The sequence below is a fragment of the Thalassobius vesicularis genome, assembly GCF_004799325.1.
Classification (GTDB): domain Bacteria; phylum Pseudomonadota; class Alphaproteobacteria; order Rhodobacterales; family Rhodobacteraceae; genus Thalassobius; species Thalassobius vesicularis.
The window spans coordinates 613,246-632,416 of record NZ_SSMD01000001.1 but is presented as its reverse complement, the minus strand read 5'-3'; the positions used below and the strand labels follow the sequence as shown (position 1 = coordinate 632,416).

The window sequence follows — 19,171 nt, the reverse complement described above, 5'->3', positions numbered from 1 at the left end:
TTCTGTATGAACTGTGCACAGGTCCGTTTATCCCCAAACCGGGGCTTTTCCTTTTCCGCATGGGGAAAACCTGCGAAAGCCGTCCCCGAAAATCGTGGAAATCCGTGAACGGCCCGTTCCCCCATGACTTGTACCCAATCCTTCCTTAAGAAGTTCCTAACGTCTTCCACGAGGTTATCCACATGTCGCATCCGCTGATCCTGGCGTCAGGGTCCGAAATCCGGCAGCAACTGCTGCGCAACGCCGGGGTTCCCTTTGAAATCGCCAAGCCGCGAATCGACGAAGAGATGGTCCGCGACGCCTTGCAGGCGGAACAAGCGACCCCCCGCGATATCGCCGATACCCTGGCCGAGATGAAGGCGCTGAAGATCAGCGAACGCACGCCGGACCGCTTGGTTCTGGGTTGCGATCAGGTGCTGGACCTGGGCGGCCAGGTTCTGTCGAAACCGCGCGACCGCGATGATGCCCGCGCCCAGCTGCTGGCGATGCGCGGCCAGCGGCACATGCTGCTGTCAGCTGCGGTGCTCTGCGAGAACGGCAAACCGATCTGGCGCCATGTCGGGCAGGTTCGCCTGCAAATGCGCGAGTTTTCAGACGCGTTCCTGGACGGTTACCTGGATCGCAACTGGCCCGGCATCTCTTACTGCGTCGGGGCCTATAAGCTGGAAGAAGAAGGCATCCGCTTGTTTTCCCGGGTCGATGGCGATTACTTTAACGTGCTGGGCCTGCCCCTGATTGAGTTGTTGAATTACCTGACCGTGCGTGGAGATTTGCAAGCATGAGTTCGCCGCGTATTCCCCTGGCTGGTGTGATTGGCCACCCCGTCGCGCATTCCAAATCGCCGCGTCTGCATGGCCATTGGTTGCGGAAATACGGGCTGCCGGGCTTCTATGTCCCGATGGATGTCGCGCCCGACGATCTGGAAACCGTGCTGCGCACCCTGCCCAAGGTCGGTTTCGTCGGCGCCAACGTCACCGTCCCCCATAAAGAGGCCGCGCTGGAAATCGCCGACGTCGCCTCGGACCGCGCGACGTTGATCGGGGCGGCGAACACGCTGACTTTCCGCGAAGACGGCAAGATCTACGCCGACAATACCGATGGGTATGGGTTTATCGAAAACCTCCGTCAGGGCGCGCCGGACTGGGATCCCAAGGCCGGTCCCGCGATGGTTCTGGGTGCCGGCGGTGCCTCGCGCGCGATCCTTGCCTCTCTGCTGCATGCCGGCGTGCCCGAGATCATGTTGTCCAACCGTACCCGCCTGCGCGCCGATGCGCTGCACCACGAATTTGGCACCCGCATTCAGGTCGTCGACTGGGTGCAGGCCGGCAACGCGCTAGAGGACGCCGCATTGGTCGTGAACACCACCGCCCTTGGCATGACCGGCAAACCCGAGCTGCGCATCCCCCTCGACGGTCTGCAAAAACAGGCCGTTGTCACCGACATCGTCTACACCCCGCTGAAAACCCACCTTCTGCAAGTCGCCGAGGAGATCGGCTGCCACACCGTGGACGGGCTGGGAATGCTGATTTATCAGGCCGTTCCGGGCTTTGAGCGTTGGTTCGGCCAGCGCCCCGAAGTGGACGAAACTGTACGGAAAGTGATCCTGGAATGAGCTTCAAACTCGGCCTGACCGGCTCTATCGGCATGGGTAAATCGACCACCGCGAAACTGCTGGCCGACGAAGGTTGCGCCGTCTGGGACGCCGATGCCGCCGTGCACCGACTGTACGCCCCCGGCGGTCTGGCCGTCGCACCGATGCAGGCCGCCTTTCCCGACGCCATCGAAAACGGTGCGGTGTCCCGCGACCGGTTGAAGGCGATCATCATGGCCGACCCCACCGCCCTCAAACGGATCGAGGCGATCGTCCATCCGCTGGTCGGTCAGGACCGCGCCGACTTCATCGCGCAGGCCGCCGCCGACATTCTGGTCTTCGACGTCCCCCTGATGTTTGAAACCGGCGGCAACCGGAACATGGACGCCGTTCTGGTCGTCTCGGCCCCCGAGGACGTTCAGCGCGCCCGCGTTCTGGCCCGCGGCACCATGACCGAAGCACAGTTCGAGGCGATCAAGGCCAAGCAAACCCCCGACGCCGAGAAACGCGAACGCGCGGACTATGTCGTCATCACCGACACGCCGGAACACGCAAAGGCGCAGGTTCAGGCCATTCTGGCCAAGATACGCAAGGGTATGGCAGATGCGTGAGATCGTCCTCGACACCGAAACCACCGGCTTTGACCCGTTCAAGGGCGACCGCATCGTCGAAATCGGCTGCGTCGAGCTGCTGAACCACATGCCCACGGGCAACACGTTCCACGTCTACATCAACCCCGAACGGGGCATGCCAGACGAGGCATTCGGCGTCCACGGCATCGGCCCCGACTTGCTGAACCCGCCCCGCCCCGCCGGCCCCGGCGAGGTGACGCTGCTGGACAAACCCGTTTTCGCCAAGGTCGGCCGCGATTTCCGCGACTTCATCGCCGATGCAAAGCTGGTGATCCACAACGCCAGCTTCGACATGAAATTCCTGAACGCCGAGCTGAAATGGATGGGTCTGCCCGAGATTCCGTGGGAAAGGGCGATCGACACGCTGGGCATGGCGCGCTCGAAATTCCCCGGCTCGCCCGCCACGCTGGACGCTTTGTGCCGTCGTTTCGCGATTGATAACTCGAACCGCGTGCTGCACGGCGCGCTTCTCGACTCCGAAATCCTGGCCGAAGTGTATCTGGAGCTGATCGGCGGTCGCCAACCCGATTTCGGTCTGGGCAACGCGACCCAGTCCAGCGCGTCCGGCGCAAGCGCGGAAAGCGAATGGCGCCCGTTTGCGCGCCCCGCCCCGCTGCCGCCGCGTATCACAAAAGAAGAAGCCGCCGCCCATCAGGCCCTGTTGGACAAGATGGGCGACGGCGCGCTTTGGAAAAAGCTGGGCTCTTAGGAAACCGTGGTCGGTTGTGCCTGCTGGCGACGCGCCAGTTCGTTACGGTACAGCGCAACGAAGTCGATCATTTCCAGGTTCAGCGGCGGGAAGCCACCGTCGCGGGTCATGTCGCTGACGATGCGGCGCACGAACGGGAACAGGATGCGCGGGCACTCGATCAGCAGGAACGGGTGCATCTGGTCTTCCGGCACGCCTTCGATGTGGAACAGGCCGACATAGTCGACTTCCAGGATGAACAGCTTGTCGCCGTTCTCTTTCGAGGCGGACTCGACCTTGATCTTCAGCGCCACTTCGAACTGGTGCTCGGTGGTGCGTTTCTTGGCGTCCAGGTTCACCTGCACGTTGATCGCGGGAACAACTTCGCCATTGACGCTTTTCTGCGCCAGGATGTTTTCGAACGACAGGTCGCGCACGAACTGATTGATGACGTTCAGTTTCAGCTGCGGGGCGGCTGCGGCACCGTTTTCGGCCATTTTTATCTCCAGAAAAAAGAATTTGCCCGATGTGTATCAGGGAGAGATGACACCCTCAATGCTTGGTCCAGCCCGAAGGCCGATGTGTCGCGCGGTTTTCGGGGTCAATTTCGAAAAACTCGCCGTCAATCGTGTTCGGATCGACGCTGGGCCGGTGCGCCTGCGCCGTACCCATGCTAAAGGTCTGCACCTTCACCCGCTTGCGGACAAACCCGAAAACCGCCGTCCGAACGGCCGGGATCAGCAGGGCAAAGCCCATCGCGTCGGTGAAAAACCCCGGCGTCAGCAGCAAAACGCCCGAGATCAGCACCATCGCGCCATGCGCCAAGGGCTCGGTCGGGTCGTTCAGCTCGTTGAAGCTGTTTTGCAGGTTCCGCAGCGCCAGACGCCCCTGCGCCCGCATCAGCGAGGTGCCGATGATCGCGGTCAGGATCACGATGGCAAGCGTGGGCCACAGCCCGATCAGGCCGCCAACCTGGATGAAAAGGGCGATCTCGATAAGCGGAACCGCGATAAATGCGATCAACAGCCACATGAACGTGCTCTCCTTTCGTGCCGGTGCAGTGGACTTGCCCGGCGGTAGCACCTACATAAGGGCGAGGACACCATGTTTAAATGACCCCCGACCAAGAGGATCTCATGAACTCGCCCATTATTCAGCTTCTGGTACTGGCCGCCATCGCGGTTTTCCTCATTCTGAGGCTGAAAAACGTACTCGGGACCCGCGAAGGTTTTGAAAAGCCCGTCACGCCGCGTCAGATGGAAACCCAGGCGCGTCGCCCGGACCTGACTGTCGTCGAAAGCGGCCCGGATCGCGATATCCTGGACCACGCCGAAGAAGGCTCGGACACCGCACTCGCCCTGTCGCAGATGAAGCGGCTGGAGCCGAGCTTCAGCGTGAACGACTTCCTGCAAGGCGCGCGTGGTGCCTACGAAATGATCCTGATGGGGTTCGAGCGTGGCGATCTGGCCGACATCCGCCCCTTCCTGTCGGACGAGGTTTACGCAACCTTCGCCCAGGTCGTTGAAGCCCGCGATCAGCAGGGCCTGCAGGTCGAGGCCGAATTCATGGGCGTGCGCGAAACCGCGCTGGTCGAGGCTGAGTTGCTGAACGGCCGCACCGCCGAAATCACCGTCCGTTTCGTGGGCGAGTTGACCTCGGTCGTCCGCGACGCCTCGGGCGAAGTGGTCGAGGGCAAGCCGAACACGCCCAAGAAACAGCGCGACGTCTGGACCTTTGCCCGTCAGATGGGAACCGATGATCCGAACTGGCAACTTGTTGCCACGGGCGGATGATCCGGGTTCTGGCAGCAGCAGCGCTGGGGCTATTCATGGCCGGAATGGCGCACTCTCAGGATACCACCTACAAAATTCTGGATTTCAAGGATCTGGATGGGTGGGAACGGGACGATCATGCCGCTGCCCTGCAGGTGTTTCAGAACACCTGCACCGATCTGGATGAACCTGACTGGGCCTCGCTTTGTGCGGTGGCCCAGAACATCACCAGCGCCAAATCCTTTTTCGAGCTGTTCTTCCGCCCCGTCCTGATCGAGGACGGCAACGACGCCCTGTTCACCGGCTATTTCGAGCCCGAGCTGGACGGCGCCCTTGCCCCGGACGAACGCTTTCGTTTCCCGCTCTACAGCATGCCCTCCGAAGCACGCGAAAACACCGTCTGGCTGTCGCGCCGCGAGATCGAGACGACCGACGCCATGCACGGCCGCGGTCTGGAAATCGCCTGGGTCGATGACCCGGTCGAGCTGTTCTTTCTGCAAGTCCAAGGCTCGGGCCGGATCAGGTTGCCCAACGGCAATCATGTGCGGATCGGCTATGCGGGTGCGAATGGTCATCCCTACCGCTCGATCGGGGTCGAGCTGATCCGGCGCGGCGTCTACTCGCCCCATCAGGTCTCGGCGCAGGTCATCAAGAACTGGGTCCGCCGCAATCCCGTCGACGGGCTGGAGTTGCTGCGCCACAACCCGTCCTATGTGTTCTTCCGCACCGTTGATCGCGTCTCGCCCGAGGATGGCCCGCTTGGTGCGATGAACCGCTCCGTCACCGCGATGCGCTCGCTGGCCGTCGATCCCGCCTTCACCCCGCTCGGCGCACCGATCTGGCTTGAGAAAGACGGCGAAGATCCGCTTCGCCGGCTGATGATCGCGCAGGATACCGGCTCGGCCATCAAGGGCGCGCAGCGGGCGGACATCTTTTTCGGCACGGGCGACGACGCCGGCCGCGCCGCCGGGCGGCTGAAAGACCCGGGCCGGATGCTGGTGCTGTTGCCGATCCAGCGCGCCTTTGCCTTACTGCCGGAGTCCGAACAGTGACACGTCGTAAGCTGACCGAGGATGAGGTCGCCCTTTGGCGTCTCGTGGCTGACTCCACCGCGCGGATGCACCCGGATCATGCGCAGGCCAAACCACATAATCCAAAGCCCAAACCACACAAAACCCCCAAGACTCGGCTGCCCGATTTCACCATCGGACAGGCCGCGCCGGGGGGTGCGCCCGCCCATGATCTGCGCCCCGCGATTGCCGATCAGCTGAACGCGGCGCCCCTGCGGATGGACAAAAAAGCCTTTACCCGCATGGCGCGCGGCAAGCTGGTCCCCGAGGATCGCATCGACCTGCACGGCATGACGATGGACCGCGCTCACCCTGCCCTGTTGCGGTTCGTGCTGCGGTCCCACGCCCAAGGCTTGCGTCTGGTTCTGGTCATCACCGGCAAAGGCAAACCCAAGGACGAAGACGGCCCGATCCCCGTCCGGCGCGGGGTTCTGAAGCATAACGTGCCGCAATGGCTGTCGATGCCGCCGTTGAACTCGGTCGTGTTGCAGGTGGCGCAGGCGCATATCAGCCACGGCGGAACCGGGGCCTATTACGTCTATCTGCGACGCCAGCGCTAGTTCTGCAAAAGCAGCGGTGACAGGATAATTTTCGTTGCGCCCTGCAGGGTTAGCGCCGTTCCCGGCAGCAACCCGGTGCGTCCGCCGGCGTCTCGGTCGAACGCATAACCCACGGCGTCACTGCGCCGAAGCAGCTGGATCAGCAGCTCGGACGTGCCCACGGTAAAGTGCCGATCGTCCGAAGAGGCCGCGAATTCGCTGACATCAACCACCGTGACCGGCAGGTCGCCCAGCAGCTTTTCGTCCGCCAGCAACCCAAGCCGCTGCTTGTCGCCGTTGATCGCCGAGGACAACTGAAGCGCGCGGTCGCCATCCGACACGAAGATGATAAAGGGCTGCGGCAGGCGCTTGAACCGCGCGGTCTGCTGCTTGAACACCTCGATATCCAGATCCGGCGACACCAGCACCACCCCGCCCAGATGACGGTTGGCCCAACCCGGCTGGCCGATCTCGATCTGGCGCAAGGTCTCCATCACCAGCATCGCGCCCAGCGAGTGGCCGATCAGAATGATCCGATCCGGCCCCGCAGCGCTGATCTGAGTCAGGAACTTCTCCAACCCGTCGCGGGTGTACAGCACGCTGTCGCGGTCATGAGCATAGCCCAGCGGGTGCGCGGCACTGGGCCAGGAAAAATGCACACCGACCCCCGGCAGCTCAAAGTCATGCATCAACTGGGTTGTCCGAAACACCCCATCGGCAAAGCTGTTGTTATAGCCGTGAACGTACAGCATCACGTCCCGCTCGCCGGGTTTGCGCTGTTTCAACGCCCTGCGCAGCGCATCCGAGAACGCCGCTGCGGTCTGGTGGTCGGTGCGTCGCGTAACCACGAAATCCCGCGCGGCGTCTGCCCGGGAATGGGCGAAACGAATCCGGCCCTGCCGATGCGCAGGCGGCACCGAAACGTCGAGGTCCATATAGGCCAGCGTGTCCGAACGCTCGCCCCCGAACCAGCCGCCCTCTGTCTGCTTGCGCAACGTGGCAACAAAGGTCTGATGGTGCGTGCCGACCTGCGCGGCGTCATCAGAGAAAACGATATTCGTCCGGTCGGTACAGGACGCGACCAGAAAAACCACCAGGAAAACGCGAAGGATCTGCCGCAAGGAACGCCCCATTTTTAGGCGGGACGTTACATGCAGCTAAAAAGATATTCTAGAGGACGTAGCGGCTGACATCGGCGGATTTCACCAACTCGCCCAGGTTGTCCTGAACAAAGCCAGCATCAACCGTTACCGACTGCCCGGCGCGGTCGGGCGCGGTAAAGGACAGCTCCTCGAACACCCGCTCCATCACCGTATACAGCCGTCGTGCGCCAATGTTTTCAACGGTTTGGTTCACCTCGGCGGCGATCTTGGCCAGCGCGGCGATGCCATCGTCGGTGAAGGTGACGGTGACCTCTTCGGTGCCCATCAGCGCGGTGTATTGCCGGGTCAGCGCGTTGTCCGTCTCGGTCAGGATGCGCACGAAATCGCCTTCGGTCAGCGGCTTCAGCTCGACCCGGATCGGCAGACGCCCCTGCAATTCCGGCAGCAGATCGCTTGGCTTGGCGATGTGGAACGCGCCCGAGGCGATGAACAGGATGTGGTCGGTTTTCACCGGGCCATGCTTGGTGCTGACGGTCGTGCCTTCGATCAGCGGCAGCAAGTCGCGCTGCACGCCCTCGCGGCTGACATCGGCGCCTCGGGTTTCGGCGCGGGCGCAGACCTTGTCGATCTCGTCCAGGAACACGATGCCGTTCTGTTCGACTGCTTCCAGCGCGGCGCGGGTGACGGTTTCATCGTCCAACAGCTTGTCCGCCTCTTCCGAGATCAGCACCTCGTAGCTTTGCGCCACGGTCATCTTGCGCCGCACGGTGCGTCCGCCGAACGCTTTGCCGAAGATATCGCCCAGGTTCATCATGCCCATCTGGCCGCCCGGTTGCCCCGGCATGTCGAACATTGACATCGGGTTCGAGCTGTCGGCCACGTCGAGTTCGATCACGGTATTGTCCAGCTCACCCGACTTCAGCTTTTTGCGGAACATCTCGCGTGTCGCATCACGGGCGTCCTTACCGGCGATGGCCTCGATCACGCGGTCCTCGGCGGCTTGGTGCGCCTTGGCCTTTACGTCCTCGCGCATATGTTCGCGGGTCATCGCGATGGCGCTGTCCACCAGATCGCGGATGATCTGTTCAACGTCGCGACCGACATAGCCGACCTCGGTGAACTTGGTCGCCTCGACCTTGATGAAGGGCGCGCGGGCCAGTTTGGCCAGACGGCGGCTGATCTCGGTTTTGCCGACGCCGGTCGGGCCGATCATCAGGATGTTCTTGGGATACACCTCGTCGCGCAGATCATCGCCCAGTTGCTTGCGCCGCCAACGGTTGCGCAGGGCCACGGCGACGGCGCGTTTCGCGTCTTTCTGCCCGATGATGAAGCGATCCAGTTCGCTGACGATTTCACGAGGGGTCAGGTCGGTCATTTGCTGATGCTTTCCACGGTCAGGTTGCCATTGGTGTAGACGCAGATGTCGGCGGCGATTGCCATGGCGCGGCGTGCTATGGCTTCGGCGTCATGGTCGCTGTCCATCAGCGCCCGCGCGGCTGCCAGAGCGTAATTCCCGCCGGATCCGATGGCGGTCACGTCATGTTCGGGCTCCAGCACGTCGCCCGCGCCGGTGATCACGAACATCTCGGTGCCGTCGCTGACGATCAGCATCGCCTCCAGCTTTTGCAGGTACTTGTCGGTGCGCCAGTCCTTGGCCAGTTCGACGCTGGCGCGGGCCAGTTGGCCGGGGGTGGCCTCCAGCTTTTTCTCAAGCCGTTCCAACAGGGTGAACGCATCGGCGGTCGAGCCCGCGAACCCCGCCACTACGTCATATCCGCCGGGGGACAGTCGGCGCACCTTGCGCGCGGTGCCCTTGATCACGGTCTGGCCTAGGGAAACCTGCCCGTCGCCGGCGATCACCACCTTGCCGCCTTTCTTGACACCGATAATCGTGGTGCCGTGCCATCCGGGGAATTTGTCGTCCGCCATTTGCGCCCTCCGTTTGCTTCAACGCTATATGGAACCTGCCGCACCTGCACACAAGGGTTCCGCTTGTCTGGGGCGAGCCGCAGCGATAGCCTGCGCCGCATGAGCGAGCGGAAAGTCCTGCGTTTTTACCTCGAAGACAGCCTGCGGGACAGCGCCCGCGAAGGCACGCATAATTTCATCGGTCAGATTGCCCGCCTGGCGCAAAGCGCCGGGTTTTCGGTGGAATATCGGGGCAATTCGCTGGCCGAGCGTACCGCCAGCATCGCCCGCGACGGCTATGCCCTGTTTCACATGGAACAACCCACGACCGAGCGCGGCCTGTGTTTCCGGCGCGTCTATCACTATCCGTTCTGGGCGATCGAGCCGACGAACGAACGCTGGGACTGGCGCGTCGCCAAGGCTGCGTTCAATCCCCGCGAAACCGACCCGAAGCTGGCGCGCCCGTTTTACCGCCGCTGGCAGCAGCGCCTTTTCAAGGACGCGCCCGCCACGGCCACGCAAGAGGGATTCATCTTTGTCCCGCTTCAGGGGCGGCTGTTGGAAAGACGCTCGTTCCAGCTGGTCAGCCCGGTCGAGATGATCCTGTCGACCCTACAACATGATCCGAAACGGCAGGTCATCGCCACGCTGCACCCGAATGAACATTACACCCGCGAGGAACAGAAACGGCTGGAGCAGTTGCAGGAACGGTTCTCGCATTTCCACGTCAAAACCGGTGGCATGGTCGAGCTGCTGCGGACCTGCGATTACATCGTGACCGAGAACTCCTCGGTCGCGTTCAACGGCTATTTCTTCGGTAAGCCCAGCGTGCTGTTCGCGCGCTCGGATTTCCACCACATCGCCGCCAGCGTCGAACATCTGGGCGTGGCCCACGCGTTTGCGGATGTCACCCAGATGCGGCCCGATTACGCGCGCTACATCCATTGGTTCTGGCAGCAGATGTCGATCAACGCGGGCCGCCCCGAGGCCCCCGAGCGGATCGCCGAGGCCCTGCGCCGCAACGGCTGGCCCATATGAAAAAACCCCGGCGCCGGGCCGGGGTTTTTCCGTGAAATCGGGGTTGGATCAGATCGAGTCTTTGATCCAGGCCTGCAGCGCGGCCTTGGGCGCGGCGCCAGCGCGGTTCGAAACCACCTGACCGTCCTTGAAGATGAACAGCGCGGGGATGCCACGCACACCCATTGCAGCGGCCGAGTTCGGATTCTGGTCCACGTCGACCTTGGCGATCTTCACCTTGCCTTCCAGCTCTTTCGCCAGCTCTTCCAGCGACGGGCCGATCTGTTTGCAGGGGCCGCACCATTCCGCCCAGAAATCCACCACAACGGGGATGTCCGAGTTTTTGACTTCGGCGTCGAAGGTTGCATCGGTAACGGCGACGGTGGCCATATCAGTTCTCCTGAAAGAGTGGGTTTGGAGAGGAACCTAGAAAGCAACCCCCCCAGCGTCAAGGGAGCGTCACCTGTTCCAGTGCCGCAGTCGTCAATTCAGTGGGCAGCAGCATCAATTCCGCGGTTCTTGTCCACAGGATTGCCGTCTCGATCCGCCGGTCCGGGTAAATCTGCGCCAGCGCCACGGCATATGCCCCCAACTGCCGCAGCAGGCCATCTGGTACGTTTTCGGGGCGATTTGGTACAACGGCGTTTGTCTTGTAATCGACGATCAGCACCCGGTCCGAGGTCAGCACCAGCCGGTCGATCACGCCATGCATCCGCCGCCCAAGGCCGGGCAGGTCGGCGGTCACCGGCACCTCGGGCAGCGAGTCCGGGCCGAACAGAAAGCCAAGCGCCGGATTGCCCAGAACGCCCGCCGCCTCGGACAGCAGTTCTTCGGTTTGAGGGCTGCCGTCGCAGACAACCTGCGCAACGGTCGGCCAGTCGTCGGGGTCGGTGCCGGGCAGGTGTTCCAACAGGGCGTGCAACCAGCTGCCGCGCTCCATCGCGGCCTCTTCGTCTAGGCCTGCCTCTCCGGCAAGGGCCTTGGCGCCGCCCAGATCCGAGGGGCTGAGCGTGCCCGTGGTCTTCTCGGGCTGCGTCGCGGGTTCGGTGAAATATCCGGGCAAGATCGTTTCGGTCTGCGCTGCCTGCCCCTCGGGTTCTGACACGGGCGGCGTCCAGTCACCCACAGACAGGCCCAACCCCTCACCAGCAGGCGTGGGCAGCGCCCCGGCCCCAAGCCGAAGCGCGGCCTGACGGACCTTGTCGTACCAACTGCCGTCGCCCTCTTTCCAGTCGCCAGCACCGGCCAGCATCAGCCACTTTTCGGCGCGCGTCATGGCGACGTAAAGCAGCCGGTCGCTTTCGGCCTGCTCTCGCGCGGCATCCTCGGCGCGGGCGGCGTCCAGCAGGGGGGGCAGGTCACTGCTAGGCGGTTTCCAGTAGGGCGCGCCGTCCACGACCTGCACATCCCCGCGATTGGGCGAGGGCCGGTTCAGTGCGTCGGGCAGGATCACGATCGGAGCCTCCAGCCCCTTGGCGCCGTGCACCGTCATGACGCGGATCTGGTCCTGCGCGGCGTCCATCTGGCGCTTGATCTCCAGATCGTCGGTCACCATCCATTCCAGAAAGCCCTTGAGGCTGGGGATCGCGTTCCGCTCATACGCCAGCGCCTGCGCGAGGAAGGCGTTGATGCCGTCCTCGGCCTCGACCCCAAGGCGGGCCAGCAGTTTGCGGCGGCCGTCATGCAGGGTCAGAATGCGCTCGATCAGGTCGTAGGGGCGCAAGAAGTCGGTTTGGCCACGTAGATCGTCCAGCACGGCCATTTCCGCCGGATACTCGGCGGCGCGTTTACGCATCGCTTCCCACAGGAACGGCTCTTTGCGGCTGTGCGCCAGTTGGAACAGCTGCTTTTCCGACCACCCAAACAGCGGGGATTTCAGCGCGACGGCCAGGCTAAAGCTGTCTTCGGGCGTAGAGAGGAACGACAAAAGCGCGGCCAGATCCTTGACCGCCAGTTCGGCCCCGACCTTCATCCGGTCAGCCCCGGCGATGTCCAGGTTGCGGGCCTTGCAGGCGCGGATGATCTCGGGGAACAGGCCCGAGCGTTTGCGCACCAGCACCAGAAAATCACCCGGAGTCACCGCGCGCATCCGGTACGTCCCGCTATGGCCGATCTCTTCGGGGATCGGGTGGCGGTCGCGGATCAGGCGTTCGATCGTGTCGGCGATATGCTCGGCCAGGCGCACGTTGTGGTGCTTTTCGCTCAGCCTGTCGACGGGATCGTCCCATTCCTCCTCGGTGTCGTCTTTCACCTTGGCGATGACGGGCCAGATATCGACCCGGCCGGGCATCTGGCCCTTGAAGGCGATGTGCTGGCCGGTGTCCGGAAAGCCCGAGTCCGCGTGGTTGCGGAAGGTTTCATCCACCAACCCCAGAACGGCCTGAGACGAGCGGAACGAGTATTTCAGTTCTTTCTGCGCAAGCGGGCGGTCCGTGCCATCCAGGCGCGCGGCGAATTCGGCCTGCATCCGGTCGAACTCGCGCGGATCGGCGCCCTGGAACGAGTAGATCGACTGTTTCTTGTCGCCCACCACGAAGATCGTGCGTTCGGCCCCGCCGCGGGCACCCTCGCCGCTGGTGAATTCCTGCGCCAGCAACTCGATCACGCGCCACTGCGCCGGCGAGGTATCCTGCGCCTCGTCCACCAGAATGTGGTCGATCCCGCCGTCCAATCGGTACAGCACCCACGCGGCGACGGTCGGGTCGGTCAGCAGATCGCGGGCGCGCAGGATCAGGTCGTCGAAATCCAGCCAGCCGCGCTCTTGCTTCTTGCGTTCGTAGGTGGGCAGGAACAGCCCCGCGAAATCGTGCAAAACGGCGGTCTTGCGCGCCGCAGCAAGCGCCAGCCGCCGGGGGCGCGCATCCTCGACCCGGCGCATCAGCGCCTCTAGCTGGTCCAGCTTCGTGCCCAGCAGTGGGCGGGTATCCTTGGTCGGGAAAGAGCCTATCTTGGCCTGAAACGCCTTTTGGCCGGACTTGTTCAGGAACACCCCTTCGAGGGTTTGCATCGCGTCCAGCCCCGGCCCGGTGACGGTGGCCAGCTGGGTCGCGGCCTTTACGTCATTCGTGGTGCCAGCATTCAGGACGGGCAAGATCTCGGCCAAAAGCTCGACCTCGCCGCCCAGAAAGACCTCGGCCAGCAGGGCGGCTTCGGTGTAATCCTCTGGGACGCCCAGCCGTTCCAGGCAGGCGGGCAGCGTCATCGGCGGCTGAAATTCTGCCCGCCGCCCGACCAGATCTCGTGTCAGCCCGGCGAAATCGTTGCTGGTGACATAGGCGGCGACGGCCTCCAGCTTGTGCCGCTGGGGGCCCTCGGCGATCTCGCGCAGGACTTCTTCTTGCAGCAGCGCGGCGGCGCGATCCTCCATCTCGGTGAATTGCGGGCTGACCTTTGCCTCTAGCGGAAAGCGGCGCAGCAGCGAGGCGCAGAACGAGTGGATGGTCTGGATTTTCAGCCCGCCCGGCGTCTCGATGGCGCGGGCAAACAGGGTGCGGGCGTTTCGCAGTTCCTCGGAGGTGACGTCGCCTTCGACCCCCAGATCAACCAGTTGGTGGCGCAGGTCATCGTCGCGCAGCATGGCCCACTCGCCCAGACGCTTGAACAACCGGTTCTGCATCTCAGAGGCGGCGGCCTTGGTGTAGGTCAGGCACAGGATGTGCTGCGGCTGGACCTTGCGCAGCAACAGGCGCGCCACGCGGTCGGTCAGAACGCGGGTTTTGCCGGACCCCGCATTTGCGGACAGCCAGGTGGACCAATCGGGCCGGGCCGCCTGAACCTGGGCTTCGGTTGCATCGTCACGCATCGCTCAGGTCCTCTTTGACGGGGTCCGAGGTCAAATCCCACTCGCCAAAGCGCGACAGCGGATCGTAGTCGGAAACATCCTGTTCCTTGAACATCGCGCGGCGGGCGGTGAAGCCTTTATCAGGCTCTAAATAGGCCGAAATCAGGTTTTGGAACTTCTGCCAGACCACATCCGCGGGCTCAGTCTCCAGCGGCGCGGGCGCCTCGACCGGGCTGGCGCCAAGGCCAATATAGATCGCGGCGGCCACTTTCAGCGGGCCGATGGGATCAAAGCCGCCGCGCTCCAGCATCGCGGCCTCAAGCAGCAGCTGCTTGTCGAACTGTTGCTGTTGTTTCTTCGATGGCGGGGTCGAGGTCTTATAGTCGTAGATCACCGCCTGCCCGTGGTCGTCCACGTCGATACGGTCGGCCTTGCCGGTCAGGGTAAAGCCAAGCGCGGGCAGCTCGGCCTTGCCGTCAGCCTCTAGCCGGGCGGGGTTGGAGGTCTCGCGGCGTTTCAGTTCCTGCTGCACGAACCAGTCGGAAATCCGCGCGATCCGCGCAAGCCAGAGGCTGCGGATCTCGGGCCAGGGGGCCTTGGCGTCCAGCACCTCTTGCGCGATCTGGTTCAGGCGCGCGGCGGTCAATTGGTCGGGGGCAGAGTCCTTGATGAACGCCTCGAACACGCTGTGCAGGATGGTACCGCGCAGCATCGCGTCGGGCACTTTCATCAACGGGTCCAGCGGGCGCAGATTCAGGATGCGCTTGGCGTAGACGAAATAGGGGTCGCGGATCAGTTTCGACACATCCGTCACCGACATCTCGCGCAACCGCGCTTCGGCGGGCGGGCACGGGGATGGGCGCTGGGCGGGGTCGGTTTGGCCGGGTTTTTCAAGCTCGCGCGCCATGAGAAGCCATCCGGCACCCCGATCCCGCGCGCCTTGCAACGCGGCGGGGCCATCCTGTTCCGGCAGCCCGTTCAGCAGGTTCATGACGCGGTTGACCCAGCGCGACGGCACCGTTTGCGCATCGTCCGAGCGGATCGAGCGGGTTAGCCACACCTCGGGCGCGGCGATAGCCTGCTGAAAGTCGTGGGCGGACAGGCCGATTCGACGCTCGGGCAACAACAGACCCGATTTCAGCCGCATCTGCCGGTTCAGCCACGGATCGGGCGAGGGTGCCTCGGGCCAGCTGCCCTCGTTCAGCCCGGCCAGGATCAGCAGATCGGCGCCTTGAACGCGTGCCTCCAGCGTACCCCAAATCAGGATGTTTGCGTGGGGCGTGTCCGGGTTGCGGACCTCTTGCCGGGACAGGATCGCGCCGAACATGTCGGCATAATCGCGGGCGTTCATCTCGCCGCCGCTGTTGGATTCCTGCACCAGTTCGTCAACGGTTTTGCGCGCGCTGCGCCCGGCGTCTTCCTTCCAAAGCTCGGACTGCCGTTCGGGGGTCGAGCCATCAGCCAGCGCCTCGGCCAGGGCAAGGTGCCGGTCCAGCCAGTCGGTCAGGGGCATCGTGTCGGCGATCTGATCCACGAAACAGGCGATCACCCACTCGATCCAATCGGCGGATCCCTCATGCCTGACGGCAAAGGCGCGTAGGGTGTCGGGGGTCGGATAAGGGATGCCCTTGCGGCGGATGTGCAGCTCCAACTCGCGCGACCAGCGCAGGTGCGGACCGCGCCCGCCACCCGAGTGGGTCAGCGGGTGAAACAGCAGGGTCAGCAGCGATTCCGAGGTCAGTTTCTGGTGAAACAGAGCCGAAACGTGCCGCAGGAACCGCCCCGGAGGCGACAGCTGCAACGGCGTGCCCGCGCTGTCATCGGGGACGATATTCCAGCGCGCTAGGGTGGCCGTCACCTGCCGCGTCAGCATCCGGTCGGGCGTGATCAGCGCGGCGGTGATCCCCTCGGCCGCGGCCTGGCGCAGACGCATGGCGATCGCCAACGCCTCTTCGCGCTGCGAGGGGGCCTCTAGCAGCGTGACGCGCTCCATCGCCGTGGACAGATCAGGCAGCGACGGCCCCTCGGTCAGCCATCTGTCTGTCACCGGCGCGGGCCGCAACGCCAGAGAGACGAGCGTGTTCCGCTCCGGACAGATACCAATGCTGTCGTCCCATGGCTGGACGTCCTGAGGGGCAAGGCCAAGCTCGTCCATCAGCTTGCGGAACCGGTATTGCGGGTGGTCCTCGGAGCTAAGCGGGTCGGCCAGGTCGTCCCAGCCCGACAGCGGCATGTCGAAGTCAAAGCCGGGCAACACGATCGCACCTTGCGGCAGCTTGGCCACGGCGCGCATCAGCTGCATCGTCGTGCCGCGCGACCCGGTCGAGCCCGCGATGATCACCGGGTTTTGCGGCGGGGAGGCTTGCCAGATCTCTGCCAGCGTCTCGATCACCATGCGCTGGCGGGTTTCCTTGTCGGGCGCCTCAAGTGTGTTGTCGAAATAGTGCTGGACGATGTCCAGGAACCGCAGCGCGCGTTTCCAGTGGCCGGACTCGTCGCTGACGTCCAGCGTCTGGATGGTTTCGGGGTCCACGCCCTCGCCGTGCATTTCGTCCAGCAGGGCGGCCAGACTGTCGGCCAGATCGTAAAGCGAGGAGCGAGGCGCCAGGTCCGGTTCGGTCTCCAGCAGGGCCGAGACAAGCTGCGTGATCTCCAGTCGCCTGCGCAGCGGGGGCACGGGCGGGGGGATTTGCGGCAAACCGGCACCCAGCGACAGGTCGGTGACCAGTTGCAGGCGGGGCAACAGCAGCGCGGGGCCAGCGTCGAACAGATCGCGGACGCGGCGCTGCATTCGGCGTGTGTTCAGCACCAGTTGCGTGCGGGCCAGCGCCTCGGGTGGGCGGCCTTCGTGGCGCTGCGACAGGCCCCGGACCAAGGCGCGCGGGAAATCCACCCCCAAAGGGATGCCAAAGACGCGAGGCTTGTCCGAAGGCTCAAACATGCGTGTACCCGATCATACGCTCGGCCAGCGCGATCCCTTCGGGACGGCCGACATCACACCACTGACCGGGATAGGATAGTCCGAACAGCCGCCGTTGGGCCAGCATGCGATTCCACAAAAGGTTGAGCGAGAAAGCGTCCTCGGGGATCTCGGCCAGCAGATCGGGTTTCAGGATTTGCAGACCGGAATAAACCTGCCCCGGCCCGCGCGTCAGGCGGTTTTCGCTGTCGGCGACAAAGTCCCCCTGCCCGGTATGGCCCACCGCGTTTTCCAGCGGGATGCACAGCAGCAGCGCGTCCATCTGGTCAGGGTTCCACGCGTGCAGCAGCTGTTGCAATGGGTTCGGGCCAGCCCAGACCGCATCGGTGTTCATCGTGAAAACCGGGCCATTGCCCAGCAAAGGCAGAGCTTTTCGTAGCCCGCCGCCTGTTTCAAGAATGCGGTCGCTTTCGTCCGAGATCGCGATGTCCCGGCCCGCCAGATGGGTGCGGATCGCGTCGGGCAGGTAGTGCACGTTCACCACCGTCCGAGCGGGCTGGATCGCCTCGACCAGTTCCAGCGCGTGGTCCAGCAGCGGTTTGCCCGCGACCTCGATCATCGGTTTGGGGCGATCGGCGGTCAGTGCCCCCATCCGGGTGCCAAACCCCGCCGCGAACAACATCACAGAGTCGGGACGCATCCGGCCTGATCCTTGAGTTTCTTCAGCGCGTCGGGTGTGGGCGCCGGCAGGGCGCGGATCATGTCGGCGACGGGTGCCAGCGCGGGGTGGTTCAGGCCGGCCATCAGGTGATCCCAGACGCGGGGGATCAGGTCGACGTAATGCGGTTTGTTGAAGTGCAGCGACAGGCGGGCGAACACCCCCAGAATGCGCAGGTTCCGCTGAACGCCCAGCACTTGGTAGGCGGCGGTGAATGCGTCACTATTCCAGCCGGATTTGGCGATATAGTGGGCGATCATCGCGGCCTCGACCGGGGCCGAGACATCGCGGCGCGCGTCTTTCAACAGCGACACCAGATCATAGGCGGGGTGCCCGGTTCGGGCGTCCTGAAAGTCCAGCAGCCCGACCCGTTGCGCGCCCTCGCGGTCCGGCAGCCACAGCAGGTTTTCGGCGTGATAGTCGCGCTGGATCAGGACGGTCTGGTCGGGCGCGTGCGTCTTCAGGATTGGTAGGAACGCGGCCTCGAATTCAGCCTGTCCAGCCTCGTCCCCTAGGACCCCACGTCGATACCAGCGCCAGGCCAGGCCGGCCATCTGGGTCATGAACTCGGGCGAGTAGGCGTCCAGTTCGGGCGGCGGGGTGCGGTGCAGGGTAAGCAGGACATCGGTAGCGGCCTCGTACAGCGGTTGCTCGGTCGCGGGGTCACGGGCGACGACGCGGGCGAACAGATCGTCGCCCAGATCCTCGAGCAGCAGAAAGCCATGCGCTTCGTCCTCGGCTAGGATGCGCGGCGCGCTTAGCCCGGCGCCGTCCAGAAACCGGGCGATGCGGACGAAGGGGCGGATATCCTCGCCCTTTTCCGGGGGGGCATCCATCAGAACGGCCGAGGCATCGCCGCGCCAAAGCCGGTAATATTTCCGGTTCGAGGCATCGCCCGCCAGATTTTCACGCCGCGCCCCGGCCCAATCGGTCGTGGCAACGAAACGGTCCGCTAGGGTTGCGCGGTCGGTCATAGCAGGCCCTCCAGCCGGGTGGCCCATCCGGGGCCGGTTGCCGTCATGATACGGCTGTCGTCGGGTTCGGCCCGAAAGGCAAGCGTCAAGGCAGTGTCCGGCGCCAGATCGCCCAGCCGGTCGGGCCATTCCACCAGGCAAATCGCGGTCTCGAACGCCTCTTCCAGGCCCAGTTCGATCGCCTCGTTCGGGTCGGTCAGGCGGTACAGATCGGCGTGCCAGATTTCACACGCGGGGCCGTCATAGACCTGCACCAAGGTGAAGGTCGGCGAGGGCACGTCCTCGGGCTCGGCCATCAGCGATTGGATCAGGCTGCGGGCGAAATGGGTCTTGCCCGCGCCGATCCCGCCCTCCAGCAGGATCACGTCACCGGCATGCAGCCGTTTTCCCAGCTCTGCGGCAAAGCGAGCGGTGTCGTCTGGGTCTTGAAACCGGGTGGTCAGGGGCGCGTCTGGCAT

The 19,171-nt window shown here is 64.0% G+C and carries 19 protein-coding genes; 8 read left to right on the top strand and 11 right to left on the bottom strand.

Annotated elements, in window-relative coordinates; genetic code table 11:
* Window positions 1-182 precede the first annotated feature (182 nt).
* Genes E7681_RS03125 through dnaQ form a run of 4 tightly spaced genes read left to right on the top strand, consistent with a single transcriptional unit; the run spans window position 183 to window position 2,932 of the window.
* Window positions 183-782, top strand: coding sequence for a Maf family protein (locus E7681_RS03125; RefSeq protein ID WP_136337791.1), 600 nt, complete (start codon window positions 183-185; stop codon window positions 780-782).
* Window positions 779-1,612: a shikimate dehydrogenase gene (locus E7681_RS03120; RefSeq protein ID WP_136337790.1), complete on the top strand. Its 834-nt coding sequence runs from the start codon at window positions 779-781 to the stop codon at window positions 1,610-1,612. Before E7681_RS03125 ends, E7681_RS03120 begins: the two co-directional genes overlap by 4 nt.
* Entirely contained in the window at window positions 1,609-2,202 is a 594-nt protein-coding gene (gene coaE / locus E7681_RS03115) for a dephospho-CoA kinase (protein WP_136337789.1), read from the top strand. Before E7681_RS03120 ends, coaE begins: the two co-directional genes overlap by 4 nt.
* Window positions 2,195-2,932: a DNA polymerase III subunit epsilon gene (gene dnaQ / locus E7681_RS03110; protein WP_136337788.1), complete on the top strand. Its 738-nt coding sequence runs from the start codon at window positions 2,195-2,197 to the stop codon at window positions 2,930-2,932. The genes coaE and dnaQ overlap by 8 nt, the downstream gene beginning before the upstream one ends.
* Here the strand turns inward: dnaQ and secB are convergent.
* Window positions 2,929-3,408 carry a protein-export chaperone SecB gene (secB, locus tag E7681_RS03105; RefSeq protein ID WP_136337787.1) on the bottom strand — a complete coding sequence of 160 codons (480 nt, stop codon included), beginning with the start codon at window positions 3,406-3,408 and terminating at the stop codon, window positions 2,929-2,931. The two genes, dnaQ and secB, sit on opposite strands and share 4 nt — an antisense overlap.
* Window positions 3,409-3,463: 55 nt before the next feature.
* A complete protein-coding gene (locus E7681_RS03100; RefSeq protein ID WP_136337786.1) occupies window positions 3,464-3,943 on the bottom strand; it encodes an FxsA family protein in 480 nt (159 codons plus the stop codon).
* A 104-nt stretch (window positions 3,944-4,047) separates the two neighbouring features.
* Between E7681_RS03100 and E7681_RS03095 the strand changes: the two genes are divergently transcribed.
* Genes E7681_RS03095 through E7681_RS03085 form a run of 3 tightly spaced genes read left to right on the top strand, consistent with a single transcriptional unit; the run spans window position 4,048 to window position 6,313 of the window.
* On the top strand, window positions 4,048-4,704 hold the full coding sequence (locus E7681_RS03095; protein WP_136337785.1) for a Tim44/TimA family putative adaptor protein: 657 nt from the start codon (window positions 4,048-4,050) through the stop codon (window positions 4,702-4,704).
* A gap of 35 nt (window positions 4,705-4,739) precedes the next feature.
* Complete coding sequence (mltA, locus tag E7681_RS03090; protein WP_425471373.1) at window positions 4,740-5,735, top strand: murein transglycosylase A; 996 nt, start codon at window positions 4,740-4,742, stop codon at window positions 5,733-5,735.
* A complete protein-coding gene (locus E7681_RS03085) occupies window positions 5,732-6,313 on the top strand; it encodes a Smr/MutS family protein (protein ID WP_136337783.1) in 582 nt (193 codons plus the stop codon). The genes mltA and E7681_RS03085 overlap by 4 nt, the downstream gene beginning before the upstream one ends.
* On the opposite strand, the gene E7681_RS03080 is transcribed toward E7681_RS03085, so the two are convergent.
* The 3 genes from E7681_RS03080 to hslV are packed head-to-tail and all read right to left on the bottom strand — an operon-like array spanning window position 6,310 to window position 9,324.
* On the bottom strand, window positions 6,310-7,413 hold the full coding sequence (locus E7681_RS03080) for an alpha/beta hydrolase (RefSeq protein WP_168733146.1): 1,104 nt from the start codon (window positions 7,411-7,413) through the stop codon (window positions 6,310-6,312). The two genes, E7681_RS03085 and E7681_RS03080, sit on opposite strands and share 4 nt — an antisense overlap.
* Window positions 7,414-7,462: 49 nt before the next feature.
* Window positions 7,463-8,770, bottom strand: a complete 1,308-nt coding sequence (gene hslU / locus E7681_RS03075) for an ATP-dependent protease ATPase subunit HslU (protein ID WP_136337781.1) — start codon at window positions 8,768-8,770, stop codon at window positions 7,463-7,465.
* Window positions 8,767-9,324: an ATP-dependent protease subunit HslV gene (gene hslV / locus E7681_RS03070; protein WP_136337780.1), complete on the bottom strand. Its 558-nt coding sequence runs from the start codon at window positions 9,322-9,324 to the stop codon at window positions 8,767-8,769. The genes hslU and hslV overlap by 4 nt, the downstream gene beginning before the upstream one ends.
* 99 nt (window positions 9,325-9,423) lie before the next feature.
* On the opposite strand from hslV, the gene E7681_RS03065 reads away from it, so the two are divergent.
* Window positions 9,424-10,341 carry a hypothetical protein gene (locus E7681_RS03065; protein ID WP_136337779.1) on the top strand — a complete coding sequence of 306 codons (918 nt, stop codon included), beginning with the start codon at window positions 9,424-9,426 and terminating at the stop codon, window positions 10,339-10,341.
* 48 nt (window positions 10,342-10,389) lie between these two features.
* Here the strand turns inward: E7681_RS03065 and trxA are convergent, their stop codons facing one another.
* From trxA to tsaE, 6 genes are read right to left on the bottom strand one after another with little or no spacing between them, the layout of a single operon-like run.
* Window positions 10,390-10,710 (bottom strand): thioredoxin, encoded by a 321-nt coding sequence (trxA, locus tag E7681_RS03060; RefSeq protein ID WP_136337778.1) that lies wholly within the window; start codon window positions 10,708-10,710, stop codon window positions 10,390-10,392.
* Between the two features lie 58 nt (window positions 10,711-10,768).
* Window positions 10,769-14,122, bottom strand: a complete 3,354-nt coding sequence (gene addA / locus E7681_RS03055; protein WP_136337777.1) for a double-strand break repair helicase AddA — start codon at window positions 14,120-14,122, stop codon at window positions 10,769-10,771.
* Complete coding sequence (gene addB, locus E7681_RS03050; protein WP_136337776.1) at window positions 14,115-17,042, bottom strand: double-strand break repair protein AddB; 2,928 nt, start codon at window positions 17,040-17,042, stop codon at window positions 14,115-14,117. Before addB ends, addA begins: the two co-directional genes overlap by 8 nt.
* Window positions 17,035-17,721, bottom strand: coding sequence for a nucleotidyltransferase family protein (locus tag E7681_RS03045; RefSeq protein WP_136337775.1), 687 nt, complete (start codon window positions 17,719-17,721; stop codon window positions 17,035-17,037). The genes addB and E7681_RS03045 overlap by 8 nt, the downstream gene beginning before the upstream one ends.
* The gene (locus E7681_RS03040) at window positions 17,703-18,713 is read right to left on the bottom strand and encodes an aminoglycoside phosphotransferase family protein (protein WP_136337774.1); all 1,011 of its coding nucleotides are present in this window, start codon (window positions 18,711-18,713) and stop codon (window positions 17,703-17,705) included. The genes E7681_RS03045 and E7681_RS03040 overlap by 19 nt, the downstream gene beginning before the upstream one ends.
* The gene (gene tsaE / locus E7681_RS03035) at window positions 18,710-19,171 is read right to left on the bottom strand and encodes a tRNA (adenosine(37)-N6)-threonylcarbamoyltransferase complex ATPase subunit type 1 TsaE (protein WP_136337773.1); all 462 of its coding nucleotides are present in this window, start codon (window positions 19,169-19,171) and stop codon (window positions 18,710-18,712) included. The genes E7681_RS03040 and tsaE overlap by 4 nt, the downstream gene beginning before the upstream one ends.

What these genes read in the sequence shown, in the direction of transcription:
- E7681_RS03125 (WP_136337791.1), top strand. Translation starts at nt 183, where the DNA reads ATGTCGCATCCGCTGATCCTGGCGTCAGGGTCCGAAATCCGGCAGCAA.
- E7681_RS03120 (WP_136337790.1), top strand. Translation starts at nt 779, where the DNA reads ATGAGTTCGCCGCGTATTCCCCTGGCTGGTGTGATTGGCCACCCCGTC.
- coaE (WP_136337789.1), top strand. Translation starts at nt 1,609, where the DNA reads ATGAGCTTCAAACTCGGCCTGACCGGCTCTATCGGCATGGGTAAATCG.
- dnaQ (WP_136337788.1), top strand. Translation starts at nt 2,195, where the DNA reads ATGCGTGAGATCGTCCTCGACACCGAAACCACCGGCTTTGACCCGTTC.
- secB (WP_136337787.1), bottom strand. Translation starts at nt 3,408, where the DNA reads ATGGCCGAAAACGGTGCCGCAGCCGCCCCGCAGCTGAAACTGAACGTC.
- E7681_RS03100 (WP_136337786.1), bottom strand. Translation starts at nt 3,943, where the DNA reads ATGTGGCTGTTGATCGCATTTATCGCGGTTCCGCTTATCGAGATCGCC.
- E7681_RS03095 (WP_136337785.1), top strand. Translation starts at nt 4,048, where the DNA reads ATGAACTCGCCCATTATTCAGCTTCTGGTACTGGCCGCCATCGCGGTT.
- mltA (WP_425471373.1), top strand. Translation starts at nt 4,740, where the DNA reads ATGGCCGGAATGGCGCACTCTCAGGATACCACCTACAAAATTCTGGAT.
- hslU (WP_136337781.1), bottom strand. Translation starts at nt 8,770, where the DNA reads ATGACCGACCTGACCCCTCGTGAAATCGTCAGCGAACTGGATCGCTTC.
- hslV (WP_136337780.1), bottom strand. Translation starts at nt 9,324, where the DNA reads ATGGCGGACGACAAATTCCCCGGATGGCACGGCACCACGATTATCGGT.
- E7681_RS03065 (WP_136337779.1), top strand. Translation starts at nt 9,424, where the DNA reads ATGAGCGAGCGGAAAGTCCTGCGTTTTTACCTCGAAGACAGCCTGCGG.
- trxA (WP_136337778.1), bottom strand. Translation starts at nt 10,710, where the DNA reads ATGGCCACCGTCGCCGTTACCGATGCAACCTTCGACGCCGAAGTCAAA.
- addA (WP_136337777.1), bottom strand. Translation starts at nt 14,122, where the DNA reads ATGCGTGACGATGCAACCGAAGCCCAGGTTCAGGCGGCCCGGCCCGAT.
- addB (WP_136337776.1), bottom strand. Translation starts at nt 17,042, where the DNA reads ATGTTTGAGCCTTCGGACAAGCCTCGCGTCTTTGGCATCCCTTTGGGG.
- E7681_RS03045 (WP_136337775.1), bottom strand. Translation starts at nt 17,721, where the DNA reads ATGCGTCCCGACTCTGTGATGTTGTTCGCGGCGGGGTTTGGCACCCGG.
- E7681_RS03040 (WP_136337774.1), bottom strand. Translation starts at nt 18,713, where the DNA reads ATGACCGACCGCGCAACCCTAGCGGACCGTTTCGTTGCCACGACCGAT.
- tsaE (WP_136337773.1), bottom strand. Translation starts at nt 19,171, where the DNA reads ATGCCAGACGCGCCCCTGACCACCCGGTTTCAAGACCCAGACGACACC.